The sequence below is a fragment of the Paenibacillus sp. S150 genome (assembly GCF_019352175.1).
GTDB lineage: Bacteria > Bacillota > Bacilli > Paenibacillales > Paenibacillaceae > Paenibacillus_AQ.
This window is the reverse complement of record NZ_JACBYI010000001.1, coordinates 224,450-244,616: the sequence shown is the minus strand read 5'-3', so window position 1 is coordinate 244,616 and position 20,167 is coordinate 224,450. Positions and strand designations below refer to the sequence as shown.

The following is a 20,167-nucleotide window of genomic DNA, read 5'->3' as shown; positions in this document are numbered from 1 at the left end:
AAACAGCAAATATTTTTTATTCAATAAATTAGGAGGTAGCGTATGACGCCTTTGGGCACCAATAAAATCCCCCGACTTGAGAAACATGGCGACGCTTTCAGGTTGATTGTAAATGAAAAGCCGTTTATCTCTTTGGCTGGAGAAGTTCACAATTCAAGTTCATCCAATCTCGAGTATATGAACAGGTATGTATGGGGTCGGCTTGTCTATTTCAACTGTAATACTGCCGTTGTACCAGTTAGCTGGGAACTAATAGAGCCGGTGGAAGGTAAGTTTGACTTTACGCTTGTTGAAGGATTAATTGAAGGAGCACGAAAGAATAACTTGAAACTTGTTTTAATCTGGTTTGGAATGTGGAAAAATTCCCATTCGACCTATGTCCCTGCTTGGGTTAAACGCGATTCTCTTCGTTTTCCGCGAGTTCAGTCTGCGGGTGGAAAAAGGTTGCCGATAGTTTCTTGTCACTCTGACGAGGCCCTGCAGGCTGATAGCAAAGCTTTTGCTGCATTAATGAAGTACATTCAGCAAGCTGATAGTATTGAACAGACGGTAATTATGGTACAAGTGGAAAATGAAGTTGGGTTCCTCGGCACGGCACGAGACTACTCACCTCAGGCAAGTGCCTTATTTGATGAAGATGTACCGGATGAACTAATCCAATATTTAAAACAACATACTTTGCAATTGACTCCTTTTCTAAAAAAACACTTGAATAATAAGCACACAGGTTTGGTTAGCTGGACAGAACTCTTTGGTTCTGCCGCTGAAGAAATCTTTACCGCCTGGCATATGTCTCGGTTTATTGATCAGGTTACTGCAGCAGGGAAGGCAGAGTATAATCTGCCAATGTTCGTAAATGTATGGCTGAAACAATATGAAGAACAGGATCCGGGACAATACCCAAGCGGAGCACCAAACCAGAATGTGATAGATATTTGGAAAGCTGGAGGCCCTCATATTGACATTATCGCACCAGACATCTATCTTAATGAATTTGCCCAAGTTTGTGAGGTCTATACTCGACCTGATAATCCGTTATTTATTCCTGAAACCCGTCGCGATAAAGTCACCGTTGCCAATGTTTTTTATGCTATTGGGGAACATCATGCGCTAGGTTATACTCCGTTTGGAATCGAGACAATGGACAACGGAATTGATCCATGGAGTGCAGGATTCTTGCCTCCTAATCATTTCATGGTGATGGAAAGTGCCGGGGTTGGTCCTATATTGTCGAAGAGTTATGATTTGCTCCACCACATGGCACCGGTTATTACCCAGTACTACGGCACTCGACAAATGCGCGGTATCCTGCAGGATAAGGCATATCCTTCGGCAATCCGTCTTGGGGGATATCGATTGCAAATACGCTTTAGAAATCGTTTAGATAGTGACGCTGTACCAGCAGGAGGTTTGATTATTGCTGTTTCTGATCATGAATACATTATTGCCGGTCATGGATTTGGAGTGGAGTTCACCTCGTTAAAACCTGGAGTAAGTGTAGATTTTATTTCCATAGATGAGGGTTGGTATAAAGTTGGGGATTGGGTTCCTGGAAGAAGACTTAATGGCGATGAATATCGGGCTTCTTTAGGCAGCGATCCTCAAGTGCTAAAAGTGTCGTTATACAGTTATTAATTAGAATGCGGCGCGCCCAAATTGGGTGCGCCTTACAAGATTGAATAAGGAGAGATTGCTAATGGACAATGGAGCGTTGGCCAATAAGATTATTGAAGAAGTTGGTGGGGAGAGTAATGTGTTAAGTCTTACCCACTGTGCCACTCGTCTTCGATTCCAGTTAAAGGATAAAAAGAAAGTAAACAAAGAAGAAATAAAAAAAATGCAAGGAATTATGAGTGTCGTCGAAAGCGGGGGAGAGTTTCAGGTTGTGGTCGGCAACCATGTTGATGAGGTTTACAAAGAAATCACGGCTAGGACTGCAATAGGTCAAAATGGTGAAGAGTCTGCCGAAACTCTAAAAGTTAAATCCTTGGATGGAGTGTTTAATCTGATTTCAGGAACCTTTACTCCATTGTTACCCGCTATCGTGGGATCCGGAATGTTAAAAGCGCTATTAATTATCCTTACTTCGCTCGGCTGGTTATCTGTCAACGGTGGAACTTATGCTATCTGGAGCGCTGCTGCAAATGCTGCGTTCTACTTCTTGCCCGTCCTTGTAGCTGTGACGCTTGCAATTAAACTAAAAGCTAACCCTTATGTTGCAGCGGTTATCGCTGCAGCTCTATTAGAACCGAATTTCACAGCATTAAGTCAGGCTGGAGATCGAAGCGACTTCTTTGGAATTCCTGTAATTTTGGTTGCTTACTCTTCACAAATTTTTCCGGTTTTTATTTCTATTATTGTTTTCTCAATTCTTGAGCGGTGGTTAAAGAAAGTGATCCACAACAATTTAAGCCTGTTTTTAGTCCCAATGCTTTCGATTGGTATCATGGTACCTATCACTGCTCTTGCATTTGGGCCATTTGGTGTATATGTCGGAGATAGTATCGCTGCCGGCATCGACTTTTTAATGAAGACAAGCGGAATATTAAGCGGAGCTGTAATTGGTGCGGGCTTTACTTTTATGGTCGTGTTAGGGTTGCATTGGGGGCTATTGCCGATAAGTATGGCAAACTTTGCTGCAAACGGTTACGACAATATATTAGCTATGACAGCTGCTGCTAATATGGCTCAAGTCGGCCTTGCGGTTGGCGTATATTTGAAAACAAAGAATCGCGATCTTAAGCAAACGGCAGGATCGGCTACGCTTTCGGGAATTTTGGCAGGAGTTACCGAACCCATTGTGTATGGAGTTCTGCTTCGGTACAAACGTACAATTCCGTATATTATCATAGCTGGAGCTGTAGGTGGTGCTATCAATGGATATTTTGGCGCCCGTATGCATGGTTTCGTGCTCACAAATATTTTCTCCTTGTCAGCTTTCTCTCCAATAATTCCAGTAGTCAGTTCCTTTATTATCACTATCATTTTAGCAGCGGTCTTGGTACTGATTTTTGGATACGAAAACAACAAATCAGTTGACAAATCGAATGGAACGGTTACCGGCATTGAAGGCAACACGTTTATTTCGAATAATGAAAAGGATCATGCCGTAGTGAAAGCGGAAGAACAAATCATCAGCCCTCTCACTGGAGACATCGTATCATTAAAGGATGTACCTGATGAAGCTTTTTCATCAGAGGCTATGGGCAAGGGGATTGCTATACAACCATCAGAAGGAAAACTATACTCCCCGGTTGCCGGAGTCGTTAGCCGCCTGTTCCCTACGCTTCATGCCGTATTAATTACAACCGAAACTGGGGCTGAGTTATTAATTCACGTTGGATTGAATACGGTCAAATTGAAAGGGCAAAATTTTAAAGCCATTGTACAAGAGCAGGCGAGAGTAAGACCAGGCGACTTACTGCTGGAGTTTGATATTAATGCCATTGAAGCGGCGGGATATTCAGTTCTCACTCCTATCGTGGTAACAAATTCTAGCGACTTTAATACTGTTGAAATTTTGAAGACCGGCGGTAATATAAGCAAGGGGAATCCATTGCTTTTTGTCCGAAATTAATTTGAAATTAGCGGTATGAAATGGCCTGTGATTTCAGTGCTGCTTAACTTGGAACGAGCATCACGGATCGCTATTTTTAAGCAATTACGGTCACTACTATCTGGTCAACAGTTCGTTTCAATTACAGCTATGCGAGACGCCATTATCGAAGACGGTGTGGATTTGATGGGTTATACAAGCTGGGGCTGTATTGATTTGGTCAGTGCTTCAACAGGAGAGATGTCCAAACGTTATGGTTATCTCTACACGTGGATAAACATGATGATGGCAGCGGGACGCTGGAACGCAAAAAGAAAAATCTTTTTTTGTTATAAAGAAGAGGGGAATGCCTAATGCAATTTGTGAATCCAATCCTGCCGGGATTTTATCCGGATCCAAGTATCTGCAGAGTGGATGAAGATTACTATCTGGTAACAAGTACATTTCATTATTCTCCGGGTGTTCCAATATTTCATAGTCGGGATTTGGTCAACTGGAAGCAGATCGGCCACTGTCTGAACCGCGCTAGTCAACTGGACTTAACACATGCTCAGAATTTCATGGGGATATTTGCGCCTACCCTCCGATACATTAACGGATATTTCTACATGATTACAACCAACGTAATTACATTAGGTGGCCCTGTTGGAGGTAACTTTTACGTACGTGCTTCCAACCCGCAAGGGCCCTGGTCTGATCCTGTATGGCTGGAGTGGCCCGGAATCGATCCTTCTTTGTTCTGTGATGAAGATGGACGTGTGTATATTACAGGTACCAATGGCTTCTCAGATGAAGAACCGGGTATCTACCAAGCGGAGATCGAGATTGACTCCGGGAAGCTGATGTCACCCCGGCGTTTGGTTTGGAAGGGGACAGGAGGGAAATCACCCGAAGGTCCTCATCTCTACCGTATTCAAGATGAATATTACTTGATAATTGCAGAAGGAGGAACGGAGTATGGCCATATGGTTACCCTCGCCCGAAGCCATCATCCATTTGGACCCTTTAAATCCAATCCCGAGAACCCTATTCTGAGCCATCGTAGTTTGAGAAGCTCCATACAGGCAACAGGACATGCTGATATTGTACAGGCTCATGACGGAAGCTGGTGGGCTGTATGCTTAGGTATACGCCCGGTGTCAAGACGCCATCATTTGGGACGGGAGACATATCTCGCTCCGATTAGCTGGTCTGGGGAGGGCTGGCCTGTAATTGGCGTTAAAGGATGCATTGACTTACAGATGGAAGGACCTTCCTTTCTATTGGAAGAACCTCTGACAGAGGCTGCACGTGATCATTTCTTAGAGCCGAAGCTTAAAGACACCTGGAACTTTTTACGTAATCCTAATGCAGCCGACTGGTCGCTTACCGAACGTCCCGGCTGGTTGACCCTCAGGGGTACTAATGTCACTTTAGATGATTTGGATTCCCCCGCGTTTGTCGGCCGAAGACAGCAGCATATGAAATGTCGTGTGTCGACTCTATTGGAATTTCAAGCTGATCATGATGGTGATGAGGCTGGTCTTACGGCAATTATGAATGAACGGTTTCACTATGAGATCGCATTGGCAAGGATGGGCGGGATGAAGCACATCATTTTGCGCAAAAGAGTAGGGTCATTATGGAAAGTGGAGAAGGCATCAGAGTATTCTGGTGAACGTGTGACTCTTGAAATCGAGGCGGATCCGCAAGTGTACACTTTTTCTTTTTACGATCATACAGGTAAAAAGAATACACTTGGGCAAGGAGAATGCGGATTGCTCTCCAGTGAAGTCGCCGGAGGATTTACTGGGATTTATTTTGGGCTATACGCAACCGGAAACGGAGGTCCAGCCTGTTTTGACTGGTTCGACTACGTTGTCAACAAGTAATTGTAAAGAATGATATCAGACAAATGGTAATTATAATTTCTAAATTAATACTAAACAAAATGAACTTAATTTATCTAAACATTGCATTGTGTTTAGATTCGGTGTAAACTTTCATGTATCACATTGTTATGTTGTTGTCTTAATAAGAAATGGAGAATCAAGGCATGAAGATGGAAGATACCGCTAAACTGGCCAACGTAAGATAAATCATTTTGCATTGCATAAGTACAGGGGGGACCTTGAATGAATTCACGCATGGTTTCGATTTTACAGCATCTGCTGGCTGCGGATACCCCTGTCAAGAGCGAGCATCTGGCAAAATTGATCCAGGTTACTTCGCGCACCGTACGCAGTGACATCAGAGAGCTGGATCAGTTCTTGGCCAGGCATGGAGCATCGGTTCAACCTGTTCGCTCAAGAGGTTATGAACTTAAGATTACAGACGACAGCAGTTTTCGTATGCTGCTGCAGCAATTGTTTATGCACAATGAACCGGAAGATTCGGGATCACCTGAATACCGGCAGCTTCATTTAATCAGGCGCCTCCTGCTTGCCGGAGCGTATTTGAAGCTTGAAGAGCTGGCAGATGAGCTCTACGTCAGCAAGTCCACTGTGCAGAACGATTTCAAGGAGGTCAAACGGACGTTATTGGCCTACGGGATTGGCATCGACAAGCGCCCGAACTATGGCGTTAAGCTAAGGGGCGATGAAGTCCGGCTGCGTTTTTGCATATCTGAATTTATTGTGAACCGCTCGGATGAAGATCGCACCGGAGGAATAAAGGATACGCCGCGCATTGTCTCTCCCCGCGAAATGACGCTGATACGCAGCATTATTCTCGAACAGATTCAGAAGCTTGGGGTGAGCCTGTCGGATGTCGCCCTCAGCAATCTGTCTATTCACATTGCGATCGCCTGTAAGCGGATTCGTGACGGGAACCGGGTCGCGATGCTTTCGGATGAGAAGGAAGAATTCCGGGCAGCCGAGGAATTCCGGGCGGCTGAGCAGATTGTCGAGCTGATTGAACGAGAGCTGGACTTGTCTTTTCCCGAAGATGAGGTTGCCTATATAGCCATGCATCTGGCCGGCAATAAATGGTTTGCGGGGGTGACCGGGGAAGTGACGGAAGATGCGGATCTCGAGAAGCTGCTGGATCGTGAAATTTATGAGCTGGGGAAGGAAATTCTTGCTGAAATTGACAGGGACCTCAACCTGAGAATCAGCCGGGATCAAGAGCTGTTGATGGGAATTTGCCTCCATTTGAAGCCGGCGCTGAACCGTGTCAGATATGGGATGAGTATCCGCAACCCGATGCTGGAGCATGTGAAGAGCAACTATCATCTGGCTTTTCAGGCAGGGGTTATCGGTGCAAAGCTGATTGAGAGTAAGCTCAATATTGTGATTCCCGAGACGGAAATGGCGTACTTGGCTATACATATCGGTGCAGCCATGGAAAGACAGCAGATGGATACCAGACCCAAACGTTGCCTGGTCGTATGCACTTCGGGTGTAGGCAGCTCGCGTCTGCTTTATTACAAGCTAAGGAGCAGATTTGGCGAGAGGTTGGAGGTTGTGGGGACGACCGAGTTTTATAAGCTGCAGCAGGTCCCTTTGCATAATATTGATTTTGTGGTAAGCACCGTTCCCATCCCACAGCCGTTGTCTGTTCCGGTGGTTGTCGTGCAGACACTTCTTGGCGGCGGGGATATGGATAGCATTGAAGCTTTGCTTAACGGAGAGAAGCCGTATTCCTTCCGCTATATTATGGAAGAACTGGTGTTTCTGAGACAGAGCTTCACTGCAAAGGAAGAGGTCATCACTTTTCTCGGGGAAAAAATGTCTGAATTCGGATTGATCCGCTCTTCCGAGGGTTTCATCGGTCTGGTTCTGGAACGGGAAAATGCTGCACCGACAGCCTATGGGAATTTGGTGGCCATTCCCCATCCCATCATTCCGCAAAGCAACCGCACCGTATGGGCGATATGTACACTTAAGTCTCCGATAGACTGGTCCGGCCGGCCGGTGCAATTTGTCTGCCTGCTCAGTATTGACAAGAGCGGCGAAGAGCCCCAGGCGAAAATGTATCAACATCTGATGGGGCTGGTCGACGATTCCAAAATTATCCAGCAAATGCTGAAATGCAAAACATATAAGGAGTTTGCCCGAATTATTGTCAAACAAAAACTATATTGATTGACCAAGGCTCTGTATGGCGCTTGACCGGATTTTCGGCCAGGTGCGGTGCGGAGCCTTAATATTATTCCGCGAAATATTGTATTCTGCTTTTGATGTTGAATGCGTGAAGATGTAAGCATTTCCGTTTGTAGCGGAAAAGGAATGCGTTTAGAAGTGAGCTGTAATCGTATACACTGATCTTGTAAGACAAAGAAATGTGTAAGAGGTGAACGTAATGGATGAGTATCAGGAAATTATTATGGCAATTATAACCAATGCGGGATTCGCCAAGAGCAAGGCTATGGAAGCTATTGCCCTTGCCCAGAAAGGCCATTCAGAGCAGGCAGCAGAGCATCTGGAGGAATGCAAGAAGGAACTGGTGCAAGCGCATAAATCGCAAACACGGCTGATCCAGCAGGAAGCAGGGGGAACGGCACATGAAGTGACACTGTTGATGGTGCATGCACAGGATCATCTGATGTCGGCCATTACAACAAAGGATTTGGCGGGACATATTGTGGAGCTGTACAGCAGATTGAACCGTTATGAAGCAGTCATTGTCCATAATAATACAAGGGAGGACTAAAAATGAAACAAATTACTTTGGTATGCGCAGCGGGAATGTCTACCAGCATGCTGGTACAAAAAATGCAGAAGGCCGCCCAGGCCCAAAATGTTGAGGTAGAGATCAGGGCCACCTCGGAAAGCTCCTTCAAGGAGTACGCGGACAAGACGGATGTGCTGCTGATTGGGCCGCAGGTTGGCTATCTTGAAGATGATTTTAAAAGCAAATATGAACCTAAAGGCATTAAAGTGAGCGTAATCGACCGGATGGACTATGGCATGATGAACGGCGAGAAAGTGCTTGCCGATGCTTTAAGCCTGTAAGTACAGGGGCTGCAGACGCACCCTATTTCTGAAAAAGGGAAGCGGTAACGATTATTTGAGCATTTTATTGGCATAAAAACGAGTGATTTCATCAAATGTAAGCGTTATCTAGATGGAGATTTATCAGATGAAATTCTAAAGCAGGAGTTGAACGGATATGGGTAATTCCGAAAACTTTATTAAAAAACTGCAGAAATTCTCCGGAAAGCTGCAGCAAAACCGTTACTTGTCATCTATTTCAAACGGTCTAATGTCCACTTTGCCATTCTTAATCATTGGAGCGTTCTCTACATTATTTTCGAGCTTGCAATGGGAGGCATACCAAAATTTGATCGCTCCGGTCAAAGATATAATTGCTGCACCTGCTACACTAACAACAAATATGATTTCGTTGTATGCTGTATTTTTTGTGGCCTACCGTCTGGCCCAGTCCTTTAACCAGGACCCGTTGCTTCCGGCTGCAACTGCGCTTCTTTCTTTTTTTATCCTTACGCCGGTTGCGACTTTTGATGGAGTGACCGCACTTCCTTTTCAATGGCTGGGAGCCCAGGGTTTATTCGTTGCTTTAATTGTCGGACTTGTAAGCGCGAGGTTGTACATCTGGGTAGTTGATCAGAACTGGACCATCAAAATGCCTGACGGAGTACCGCCTACTGTTGTAAAAACCTTTTTGGGTCTAATCCCGGCTATACTTGTTTCTCTTCTTTTTCTAGTTTTAGCAAATTTGTTTAAATTAACTGCTTTTGAAACAGTACACAGTTTGGTTTACTCGTATTTGCAAATACCCTTGGAGAGTCTGGGCGGATCATTGGGTGCTCTGATACTTGCTTTATTAGTTATGCAAATATTGTGGATGTTTGGAATTCACGGTGCGATCGTAGTCATGGCCATTCTTCAGCCAATTTGGATGAGTCTGGATCTGGCGAACTTGCAAGCGTATCAAAACGGGGATGCTTTACCGAATATTATTGGGTTGGCCTTCTGGTTCGTCTATGCCAACTATGCGCCAATGATGGGCTTTGCCATCCTGCTGTTGATTTTTGCAAAAAGCAAACAACTGCGTACAATCGGAAAACTTGGATTTCCTGGAACTTTTTTCGGAATCCACGAACCGCTTGTGTTCGGTGTTCCGTTCGTGCTTAATCCGATCTTAGCCGTACCTTATGTGCTCTCGCCGATCGTGTGCAGTGTCATCGGTTACGTCATGACATCATGGGGGATTATACCTGCGCCCATCGGAATTACTCCCGCATTTGGAACTCCCGTTGTAGCGGCGGGTTTAATGGAAGGAAGCTGGCGGATTGCCTTGATGCAAATTCTTCTGGTGCCAGTCTGCATGCTGATTTTCCTTCCTTTTGTAAAAGTGTTGGATAAACAGGCTTACAGCAAAGAACTGAGAGCGGAAAAAGATTTGCACATAACTGAAGCAGCCCCGTCTGTATAAACTAATTACAATTTAACTGGTGCAGAATCTTTGTTTCTTCACAGAAGTTCTGCATCAGCTGATTATGTAGGAGGCGTGATTATTGAGCAAACTATCAATATCAGACAACAAACGTTATTTTGAACAGGATGGCAAGCCGTTCTTTTACCTTGCAGATACGGTGTGGAGCGCATTTACGAATATCTCTTTTGAAGAGTGGGATATTTATCTGAATCACCGAAAAACTCAGGGTTTCAATGTACTGCAGATTAATCTTCTGCAACAATGGGATGCGAGTGAAACAGAACTGGACTTTAAGCCTTTTAACCGGAAGCCCGATGGCAGTTTCAATTTTTACAGTTTCAATGAGACTTATTTTGACCGGGCTGATAAAATGCTGGACAGAGCTGTTCAAAAAGGTTTTGTCCCGGCACTTGTCCTTTTATGGTGTAATTATATCCCTGATACCTGGGCGTCGTCGTTTCAAAAAGATGGAAAACTCCCTTATGATATGATTGAGGTTTATGTGAAATACGTTGCACAACGTTTTTCTAAATATAACCCGATTTATGTGATCAGCGGAGATACCGATTTTCCTTCGGAAGAGGCGAATTCTTATTACAGGACTGCTTTGCATGTGATTAAACAGGAAAGTCCCGAATGCCTTACAACAATGCATATTCAAGGACGACTTGCAGAATTGCCGGACGAGTTCATAAACGATCCCGACCTGGATTTCTACATGTACCAGTCCGGCCACAATTCGCAGTTTCAGCCTATGGCCTACACCTTAGCTATGGATTTCAGCAGCAAGCCGGTAACACGGCCGGTATTGAACTCGGAGCCTTGCTACGAAATGATGGGGTACAGCCGCCAGGTTTACGGCCGGTTCAGCCGTGCCGATGTGCGCAAGGCTGCCTGGCAAAGCCTTTTATCCGGAGCGGCCGCCGGTGTAACCTACGGTGCGCACGGAATCTGGAGCTGGCACAAGAAAGGCAGGCGGTTCGGAGTTACCGGAGAAGGGTTTGACAGCCCCTATGACTGGCAGACCGCCCTCAAATTTGAGGGGGCGTGGGATTACGGATTTGCCAAATGGCTGTTTCAGATGTACGGGCTGACCGATTTGCAGCCGTGGGACATTGTGCTTAACAACACGGAAGAAATCCGGGCAGCGGCAACCGGCAGCTTGTCCAAGGTCGCCATTTATGTCCCTGTCAATACAGCTCTGAGGTTAAATGCGGACCTTGGCGAATACGAGTTTACCATCATCGACCTTGAACACCGCAGATTTGCGGCAGCTGGAATAACTGTTAAAGAGAGAACGACAGTTATAGATATGCATGATTTCGAGAGCGATGTTCTTTTGATTGGTGTAAAAAAATCGCATGAGGTGATATTGAATGGGGTTAGGTCCTAACTTTCTGCGGGGGCGGCGCAACTGCGGCAAATTAAAGTGAAGGCGGATATAATTTGGGGAACCGAGGTTTGGCAAATGCTGATTTATTGCCGGCGGGTAAAGATAGGGCAGGAGACTTTCGTTTGCCGGGTGAAAATCACTAAAAATGTCGGTGGAAGCAGAGCTTCCACCGACATTTTGCTATTCCTGCCTTTACACCACCGCCCGATGGCGGTGGGACGGCAGTCTTTTATCCAATGAGAAAAATGGTAGGAAGTTATGATGGCTTGGCTCCTTTCTTTGTATTCGGAGTAAGATTTCAAAGGGGGTTATCCCGTGGCCGGGCAGGGGAATTGGTATTTATCCAGAATAAAGAAAAAATATTTGTATTTTCCAAATAATCTCTTGACTTATTCATTCGACAAACATAGAATGAAATTGAATTCATTCACTACTTGTCGAAAGAAGGTTTTTGTTCTATGGAGAAAAAAGCTGTACGATTGCCGGATGCAGAGCTTGAGGTTATGAAAATAATCTGGGATTCCCCAAAACCTGTTTCCTCTGCCGATATTATGGAAGAACTGCAGGGTAAAAAAACCTGGGGAGTGACAACGGTATTAAACCTTTTGACGCGGCTGCTTGAGAGAGGATTTGTAGCCTCTGAGCGCAAAGGGAGATTTAACTGGTATGTACCGGTTGTCGATGAGAAAACATATCTTGAAAGTGAGAGCAAATCCATACTGGAGAAATTGTATGGAAATTCCATCAAAAGCTTTGTGGCTTCATTGTATGAAGGGCAATCGTTAACTAAAAATGATTTGGAAGAGCTTCGGGACTTTATTGACAAACAAACGAAGGAGGAGTGAACTTGCTTGATTATTGGGTAACAACGATGGTCGAGATTACAATTAGCACCTCATTCATCATTGTTTTGTTATTGCTGTTGCGCCCGTTTACTGGAAAAAAATATGAGGTGAAGTGGCGATATTGGCTATGGCTGGCAGTAGCACTTCGATTGCTTGTTCCCATAAACATCACATTGCCTCAAGCACCCATACAGATTGATTCACCTGTAATAAACACAAACAGCGCCCCGGTCATTAGCAAGGAAATTGTACTGTCTCCTCACGAGACCACGGGACTTGATCAAATAGCGGCAACTGCAGCAGAGCAGTCAATGTCTGTTCAACATATTGCCGCATTTGTATGGTTTACAGGCATGACTCTTGTCTTAACTTATCACTCCATTGGACATTTTCTCTTCCTTAGTAGGACCAGACGTTGGGGAAAGCCTGTTACGGAGCCAAGGATTTTGGAGCAATATAGACAAATGATGAAACAATTAAGCATCAAAAGGAATGTGAAGTTAAAAATAAGCAAGTCTATAAAAAGTCCCATGCTTACCGGGCTGGCGAAACCAACCGTCTGGCTACCCGCAGCTTCGTACAGTCAGGAAGAATTGCAGGTCATTTTCAAACACGAACTGATTCATTTTAAACAGCGTCATCTATGGTATAAACTTGTCATGCTCTGTACTCAGGCCGTCCACTGGTTTAATCCTTTTGTTTATTTTATGGTAAAAGAAGCAAATAAGCATGTTGAGATTGTCTGTGACAGCGAAGTGGTGAGAGGCACGAATGTTGCGTTTAAAAAACAGTACAGTGAGGTCATTCTAACCATGATGAACCATCGAACATCCAGAACAACCACATTATCGACTCACTTTAATGGAGGGAAAAAGATGATGAAGCAGCGGCTTGCCGGTATTTTTGACACGAGAAAAAAGGGGAGAGGGATTGGGGCAATCTTGCTGGTGGGACTACTGCTTTCTCTTGCTGGAGGACTGGCGGCTTGCAGCAAAGAAGCCTCCGATCCAGAAACAACACCCGTAGAATCAAACAGTAACAGCCCTTCAAATAATAACACTGTTGTGCCTGCGCTGGGTACAGACGGTCAACAGGAACCAGTACCTAATAACAGCGGTGTCTCTGCTGAGAAGGATGACTTCCTAGCTAGTGAGGAAGGGAAAGCATTTGAAGCGGCCGCTCAGCAGTTCACGCAAGCCTTTCTCAGCAATGATCGAGCAACCATGAGAGAACTGATTATTGAACCGGATAGTCAACAGAATTATTATGTACAAGAAACACTATGGGATAATGTTGAATCCATGACACTCAAGCTGAGTTCCGAAAACATCAAGGGAAATGCCATCTCCGCCCAGTACGAAATCCACTATAAGGATAAGGACAGCTTTCAATATGTCGATCTGCAAATGAAAAAGGTAAATGAAGAATGGAAAGTTGAATCCTATGGTTTGGAACAATAAAAAACTCGGAGCTTCATCTACGATCTTGTAACTACTGAACAGGATAAAAATATGGCGGCTAGGGTAGGGAAACTGTCTACCTCTAACCGCTTTAGTTTTTGAATAAGGTTATTTCAGTTTATCGAAATTAGTAATTGTTGATTCCATTTCGGATGGCTTGGGCAATATTATTCCAATTGCTTAGCATCCAGTTGACATCCGCTTAGTAATTGGCAGTCTATCGTTTTCCCATAGCAATATATGTTTAGCTTTCTTTTTTTGCCCCCCCATTTGAGATACGATGATCTGCTCGCCAGTTCAGTTCGTTCAGCTTGGAGAGGGTGGCATGGCTCATGGCGCCGATGGTGAATTCACATACATAAACCAGCTTACTGTTGTCGCTACCAGGGATGTGAAAGGGGCAGCTTTTATCTGAGTGTATTCGATCCTGTTTAAAGGGACGATTTGGGTTGCAACCTCTCATCGAACAGTACTTAGGAACTCCATTTTGATCGTATCCGACGAAAACACAGTTTCCAGTTTGGTTTGCCGGTATAGCTTTTTTTCATGCATGAGACGGGACATGATTTCGGGGTTAATCCCTCGAACGTGAATGAGGTGCCATGCAGGTTAATGTAAATAAAGGATCGAATTAAGCTTGTGAAGAAATCTGTAGTTCATTGAAGAGATACAGTGCATCTTTAAATCCCTGTAGCTAGATGGAGCGCTCATAACTCTATGAATTCAATAGTTGTCTGCAATTATCATACATAATAGTTGGAGGGGAACCTTTTGTTGAAAAGCAATTTACGAATTCTAATGGCTGAACATCGGATAGACGACATTACCAAATTAATAGAGAAATCAGGTCTTAGTCGAAATTCAATTAATAAGCTGTACAGAACTTCAATAATGCCTTCGAGCGTCGCTGCAATTTTATTCGAAGCGTTGTGATGCCGCCTGAGTTTGGTTCCACAATGTGGGCAGTGAGTGACCGGGAGAATTGCCGTCAGGCCGTTTCATGCTATACTGGTGAAGAATGAAAGCGCATGCAATTAGAATTGGAGGGCTGCCTATGAAGAAGTTCAAAGCACGCGCATCTCTGCTCTCGTTATTGATGATTCTAAGCGGCAGCCTGCTCACTGCCTGTTATAGCTCTGACAGGAATGCCGGCAGCAATCAGCAGCCGAAAGAGGCAGAGCCAGTAACCTTAAATATTATGCTCTGGGGAGACAAGCCCAAGCAGTTCGACGAGGTGGTGGCCGAATTCGAGCGGCAGACAATGGATACGCTCCATCTGAAGCTGAACATCACATTCACGCCGCAGGCGGATTATGTGAACAAGCTGAAGCTGAAGCTTGCTGCAGGCGAACAGGTTGATATAGCCTTTGATGCGCCGTGGATGAACATGAACACCTTCATCGCGGAGGGCAGCTATGCCAATCTCGACCCGTATTTGGGGAGCGACGACTATCCGGGGCTGAAGCGGGCCTTCAGCAGCATGTATCTGGACAACAATACAATCACCGGACCGGACGGACAGCTTCACTCCTACGGTCTGCCGCTAAGCCAGTATCTGGGTGAGCTGAGCACATTATATTACCGCAAGGATTTGGCTGAAAAATATGGTCTGCCGTCTATTGAGACCTATTCGGATTTGCTTGCTTTTTTCGACGGCGTGCTTGCGAATGACAAGAGCCTCATTCCTTTTGTGATGAAGAATGACGGAAGCTACGGGGCGAACGAGTTGATCAGGGGCAATCAGGACAGCCCCAGCAGACTGGAAGCCGGCATATGGGACTTGCAGCTGGGGCCTTCTGTGTCCGCGTCCGTATTCCTGGAGGATCATCAAATCAGGGGTGTGTCGTTGACAGGGGAAAAGGAGGAGTCGCTGGCAGATTTTCCGCAGCCGTTCGACCACTATGACGATTCCTGGCTTGCCGCTGTACGGGAATGGCATGACAAGGGCTACATCGAGCAGGAGCCGATTGTCCGCAAATATGCCCGCGACTGGTTCACCTCCGGCAAAGCTGCGGCGATGATTGAAGGGGTGTCCAATTTCGAAACGATTAATGCCCAGTTGAAGGCCGGTGTGTCTGATGCGGAGCTGGGCATTTTTATTGTCCAGAGCAAGGTGCGGGACAGGATGCAGCCGAATGATCTTCTGCCCGTCAATTCACGCGCGTGGAATTACCTGTGCCTGCCGGAGGCTTCGGCGCATAAGGAGAGTGCCATCTCGTTCCTGGACTGGCTGTTTGCCAGCCAGGATCATCATGACCTGTTCGAGCTGGGTATTCCCGGGAAGCACTGGAATCCTGTCGGCAATGACAAATATGCGCTGCCTGAAGATATCGACATCAGCCAGAACTATACGTTCCCCGGGTATCTGATGACCTGGAATCCGAATTATATCCGCCTGTCGGCGAATGTGCCCGAGGAGCTGATCGAATATTACCTGTATCAGGCCGATGAGAAGTCCTATTACCAGTCTCCGTTTGCCGATTTCGTGTTCAACCAGGCTCCTGTTCAACAGGAGCTGGCCAACCCGGCATTCGCCCGCATCCGGACCGAGGATCTTGCCTATGAGCTGGCAATGGTGGATCATCCGGCCGCAAGCTACGCGGAGCTGCGGCAGAGCCGTGAAGCGGATGAAGACTTGCAGCAGGACATCCGGGCGATCAAAGCGGAGCTGAGGAAGCAGCTTCAAGACTATTCAGACCACAAGTAAGGCATGGACTCGGGCAATCCCCAGGCCGGCTGACCGGACGGAGTGAATTCTTCGTCTGGTTGGCTGGTTTTTTTGTGTGCGGACAGCTGCAGGCGAAAATAACCCCCGTATCCCGATAACCCGTCAGGTAACAGGAAAGCGCTTTCGAAAAATATAATAAAGGTACATCCCCGGATCTTCACCGGGAAGAAACAACTATGGAAGGAGTGACAGAATATGAAACCGGCCATCCGGTTCCAGGGCCCCCGGGATCTGCTGCGCAATAAATATCTGTATATGCTGATGATACCTGCCGTACTGTTCAGTATTGTATTCGCTTACCTGCCGCTCATCGGCATTTCTATCGCCTTTCAGGACTTCAACCCCCTTAAGGGAATCTTTCATAGCGAATGGGTCGGACTCAGCAATTTTGAATTCTTCTTCAGGGGACAGAACTGGATTGTCATCACCGGGCATACGGTGGTCTTCAACATCCTGTTCATCATAACAGGCACGGTAATGTCGCTCACCCTGGCGGTTATGCTGACCGAGCTTGGCAAGAACGCTGCGGTAAGAACGATGCAATCGGTGATGATCCTGCCCAATTTCATCTCCTGGCCGATTATCGGGCTGTTCGCTGTCACCTTCTTCAGCGCGGATACAGGAGTGATCAACAAGCTGATGGACTTTCTGGGCATGCAGCCGATCAGCTTCTACACCGATGCGGGAGTCTGGCCTCCGATCTTCGTCATTATGAATTTGTGGAAAACGGCCGGATTCGGCGCGATCGTCTATATGGCGGCCATTGTCGGGATCGACAAGGAGCTGTATGAGGCGGCCAGAATCGACGGTGCCTCCAGGTTCCAGAGCATCTTCCGCATCACGCTGCCGCTGCTGAAGAGCACCATCTCCATGCTTTTCCTGCTGAGTCTCGGCAATATTTTCGGCGGCAATCTCGAAATGATCTTTTCCCTGATCGGCGATAATTCCCTGCTGTTCCCGACAACCGATACCATTGACACTTACGTATTCCGCTCGCTGCGCACGGTAGGCTCTCTGGGAATGACCCAGGCGATTGCCCTGTATCAGTCGGTTGTCGGATTCATCATTGTGATGGTTGCCAACAAGCTTGCAGGGAAGCTCGATAAAGATTCGGCTTTATTTTAAGGAGAGGGCTTATATATGAAAAATTCAATCCATGACAAATGGATGAGTGTGTTCTTCTACGTATTCATCGCCGTGTTCGCGGCAGCGTGCCTCTATCCCTTCCTGCTTGTTCTGGCAAGCTCGCTGACGGATGAATCGACGCTGCTCCGGGACGGATACAAGCTGTTCCCGAGCGTATGGTCCGTTTCGGCCTATAAGGCCATCTTCACGACGAGTACGATTCCCCGCGCTTATTCGGTCACTATCTTCGTTACTGTTACCGGGACGTTCCTCAGTCTGGTCATTACCAGCATGGCTGCCTATGCGCTATCCGGCCGGAGGCTGTACTACGCGCCCCATATTGCGATGTTCTTCTACTTCACCATGCTGTTCAGCGGGGGGATGGTCTCCAGCTACATTCTGACAACCAAATATTTGCATCTGCAGAACTCCATCTGGGTGTACATTCTGCCGGCGCTGCTGTCGCCCTGGAACCTGTTCCTGATGCGCAATTTCTTCAATGACATCCCGAAGGAGCTGTTCGAGTCAGCCAAGCTGGAGGGGGCGGGGGAAAGCCGTATTCTAAGGTCCATTGTACTTCCGCTGTCGCTGCCTGCACTGGCTACCATCGGCCTGTTTTATGCCCTGGGCTACTGGTCGTCCTGGACGCCCGCAATGCTGTATATCGATAACCCCGATCTGTTCTCGCTGCAATACATCATCATGCAGATTATCCGCAATGTGGACATGGCGCAGAACATTGCCGTAGCCGGCGCGCAATCGACCAGTCAAGTCGCACCGGCGTATACCGTCCGCCTGGCGACGGCGATTGTAACCGTGGGGCCGATTATCTTCCTGTATCCGTTCCTCCAGCGCTACTTCGTGGGCGGCCTGAAGGTGGGAGCCGTTAAAGGGTAGCAACCAACTGCAAGGGTCAGTCTCGGCCGGTGTGCTTATTGACATAGTGCCGATTGACATAGAGTAGAGCCATAAATTCACGGGAGGGTTGAAAATGAACAAGAAAAAGAAAATAGTTACGGCGCTTGCCATCGTCATGCTGATGTCGGTGATGAGCGGCTGCGGCGGCAGCAATAACGGAGGCAATACGGCGGAACCGACGGCAGCGGATACGAAGCCGGAAGAAATGACGCTGAATGTGATGCTGTGGGGTGACAAGCCCAAGCAGTTCGATAATATTGTTGCCGAATTTGAGCAGCAGACCAAGGATACGCTCAATTTGAAGCTGAATGTAACGTTCACGCCGCAAGCCGACTATGTCAACAAGCTGAAGCTGAAGCTGGCTGCGGGAGAGCAGGTCGATATCGCCTTCGATGCGCCGTGGATGAATATGAATGCGTTCATTGCCCAGGACAACTATATCAATCTGGACTCCTATTTCAATAATGACAGCTATCCGGGGCTGAAGAAGGCCTTCGGCGACAAGATTCTGAACAACAACAAATTCACCGGCACTGACGGTCAGCTGCATACCTACGGCGTGCCGCTTGGCCAATATCTCGGAGATATCGGCGCGATTTATTACCGGAAGGATTTTGCCGCCAAATACGGCATGTCTGACATCAAGAATCATGAGGAGCTGCTGGCTTATTTCGACAACGTACTCAAGAACGACAAGAATGTGATTCCGTTTGTCATTAAGAACGACGGCACCTACGGGGCAAGCGGAATCATCGACGGCCAGAAGGATCTTCCCAATAAGCCGGAGCTGGGGGCATGGGATCTGCTGCTCGGGCCGAATGTAACGTCTACCCTGATCATTAAGGACAACAAGGTGACGGATATCAGCATGACGGGCGACAAGGCGGAGAGCATCGCCAATTTTCCGGCACCGCTGAATGTGAAGGATTATTCAACCTTCGAGACCATCCGTGAATGGCATGACAAAGGCTATATCGAGAAGGAACCGATTGTCCGCAAGGATGCGAGAGGAACCTTCACCGCAGGCAAGGCTGCAGCCATGTCGGAAGGCTTGTCGAACTTCTCGACCCTGAACTCCGAGCTGCTGGCCGGAAATCCCGATGCGCAGCTCGGTGTCTACCTGTACCAGAAATCCGTCCGTGATAAAGTACAGCCTAATCCGGCCTGGATCAGTGATTTCCGTTACTGGAATTTCCTCTGCATTCCGCAGTCGTCCGCCAACGCGGACCGGGCGATGTCCTTCATCAACTGGCTGTTCGAAAGCCAGGCCAATCATGATCTGTTCGAGCTTGGTATCGAAGGAACCAACTGGGAGGCCGTGGGCGAGGATAAATTCACGTACCCGGAAGGCATTGACCTCGGACAGAACTATAACTTCTCCGGCTATCTTCTGACGAACAACCCGACTTATATCCGCCTGCCGGCAGATGTACCGGATGAGCTGGTCGACTACTACCGTTATGTGGCGGACGGGAAGAGCTTCGTGAAATCGGCGCTTACGGGCTTCGCCTTCAACCAGGACCCGGTCAAGGGCCAGCTGGCCAACCCGGATTTCGCCAACATCTCAACCGAGCAGCTGAGCTATACCCTGGGGATGGTGGAGAATCCTACAGCAGGGCTGCAGAAGCTGCAGCAGAAATGGGAGAGCAACAAGAAGCTTCAGGCAGATATTGAGACCATTAAAGCCGAAGTGAAACAACAGGTTCAGACCTATCTGGATGCCAACCCCATTCAATAGTTTACAGGCTATTTGCCAAAGGA

At 46.9% G+C, this 20,167-nt stretch carries 16 protein-coding genes and 1 pseudogene; 16 read left to right on the top strand and 1 reads right to left on the bottom strand.

All coding sequences use genetic code 11. The features are described 5' to 3' along the window. The first annotated feature begins 42 nt into the window (after positions 1-42). From HYD27_RS00935 to HYD27_RS00885, 11 genes and pseudogenes are all read left to right on the top strand, one after another. The gene (locus tag HYD27_RS00935) at positions 43-1,635 is read left to right on the top strand and encodes a GH35 family beta-galactosidase (protein WP_219210437.1); all 1,593 of its coding nucleotides are present in this window, start codon (positions 43-45) and stop codon (positions 1,633-1,635) included. Between the two features lie 61 nt (positions 1,636-1,696). Beyond that, positions 1,697-3,577 (top strand): beta-glucoside-specific PTS transporter subunit IIABC, encoded by a 1,881-nt coding sequence (locus HYD27_RS00930; protein ID WP_219210435.1) that lies wholly within the window; start codon positions 1,697-1,699, stop codon positions 3,575-3,577. Positions 3,578-3,697: 120 nt separating this feature from the next. Further along, positions 3,698-3,891: pseudogene (locus tag HYD27_RS00925) on the top strand (family 1 glycosylhydrolase); the annotation flags it as partial. Positions 3,892-3,909: 18 nt separating this feature from the next. Further along, positions 3,910-5,427, top strand: a complete 1,518-nt coding sequence (locus tag HYD27_RS00920) for a glycoside hydrolase family 43 protein (RefSeq protein WP_219210433.1) — start codon at positions 3,910-3,912, stop codon at positions 5,425-5,427. A 243-nt stretch (positions 5,428-5,670) separates the two neighbouring features. Continuing rightward, positions 5,671-7,620, top strand: a complete 1,950-nt coding sequence (locus HYD27_RS00915; RefSeq protein WP_219210431.1) for a BglG family transcription antiterminator — start codon at positions 5,671-5,673, stop codon at positions 7,618-7,620. Between the two features lie 217 nt (positions 7,621-7,837). Then, complete coding sequence (locus HYD27_RS00910; protein ID WP_219210429.1) at positions 7,838-8,188, top strand: PTS sugar transporter subunit IIA; 351 nt, start codon at positions 7,838-7,840, stop codon at positions 8,186-8,188. Between the two features lie 2 nt (positions 8,189-8,190). After that, on the top strand, positions 8,191-8,490 hold the full coding sequence (locus HYD27_RS00905; protein ID WP_189029511.1) for a PTS sugar transporter subunit IIB: 300 nt from the start codon (positions 8,191-8,193) through the stop codon (positions 8,488-8,490). A 157-nt stretch (positions 8,491-8,647) separates the two neighbouring features. After that, positions 8,648-9,934 (top strand): PTS sugar transporter subunit IIC, encoded by a 1,287-nt coding sequence (locus HYD27_RS00900; RefSeq protein ID WP_219210427.1) that lies wholly within the window; start codon positions 8,648-8,650, stop codon positions 9,932-9,934. 82 nt (positions 9,935-10,016) lie between these two features. Beyond that, positions 10,017-11,330 carry a glycoside hydrolase family 140 protein gene (locus HYD27_RS00895; protein WP_219210425.1) on the top strand — a complete coding sequence of 438 codons (1,314 nt, stop codon included), beginning with the start codon at positions 10,017-10,019 and terminating at the stop codon, positions 11,328-11,330. Between the two features lie 458 nt (positions 11,331-11,788). Next, positions 11,789-12,175 (top strand): BlaI/MecI/CopY family transcriptional regulator, encoded by a 387-nt coding sequence (locus HYD27_RS00890; RefSeq protein WP_219210424.1) that lies wholly within the window; start codon positions 11,789-11,791, stop codon positions 12,173-12,175. A 2-nt stretch (positions 12,176-12,177) separates the two neighbouring features. After that, the gene (locus HYD27_RS00885) at positions 12,178-13,635 is read left to right on the top strand and encodes a M56 family metallopeptidase (protein WP_219210422.1); all 1,458 of its coding nucleotides are present in this window, start codon (positions 12,178-12,180) and stop codon (positions 13,633-13,635) included. A gap of 244 nt (positions 13,636-13,879) precedes the next feature. On the opposite strand, the gene HYD27_RS32840 is transcribed toward HYD27_RS00885, so the two are convergent. After that, on the bottom strand, positions 13,880-14,170 hold the full coding sequence (locus tag HYD27_RS32840) for a hypothetical protein (protein ID WP_375373884.1): 291 nt from the start codon (positions 14,168-14,170) through the stop codon (positions 13,880-13,882). 263 nt (positions 14,171-14,433) lie between these two features. Between HYD27_RS32840 and HYD27_RS00880 the strand changes: the two genes are divergently transcribed. The 5 genes from HYD27_RS00880 (at position 14,434) to HYD27_RS00860 (ending at position 20,144) form a co-directional block, all read left to right on the top strand. Beyond that, positions 14,434-14,568 (top strand): hypothetical protein, encoded by a 135-nt coding sequence (locus HYD27_RS00880; protein ID WP_219211076.1) that lies wholly within the window; start codon positions 14,434-14,436, stop codon positions 14,566-14,568. Positions 14,569-14,689: 121 nt separating this feature from the next. Then, entirely contained in the window at positions 14,690-16,342 is a 1,653-nt protein-coding gene (locus HYD27_RS00875; protein WP_219210419.1) for an extracellular solute-binding protein, read from the top strand. 216 nt (positions 16,343-16,558) lie between these two features. Next, positions 16,559-17,488, top strand: coding sequence for an ABC transporter permease (locus HYD27_RS00870; protein WP_219210417.1), 930 nt, complete (start codon positions 16,559-16,561; stop codon positions 17,486-17,488). A gap of 15 nt (positions 17,489-17,503) precedes the next feature. After that, entirely contained in the window at positions 17,504-18,385 is an 882-nt protein-coding gene (locus HYD27_RS00865) for a carbohydrate ABC transporter permease (protein WP_219210415.1), read from the top strand. Positions 18,386-18,479: 94 nt separating this feature from the next. After that, positions 18,480-20,144, top strand: a complete 1,665-nt coding sequence (locus tag HYD27_RS00860; protein WP_219210413.1) for an extracellular solute-binding protein — start codon at positions 18,480-18,482, stop codon at positions 20,142-20,144. The last annotated feature ends 23 nt before the right edge of the window (positions 20,145-20,167 follow it).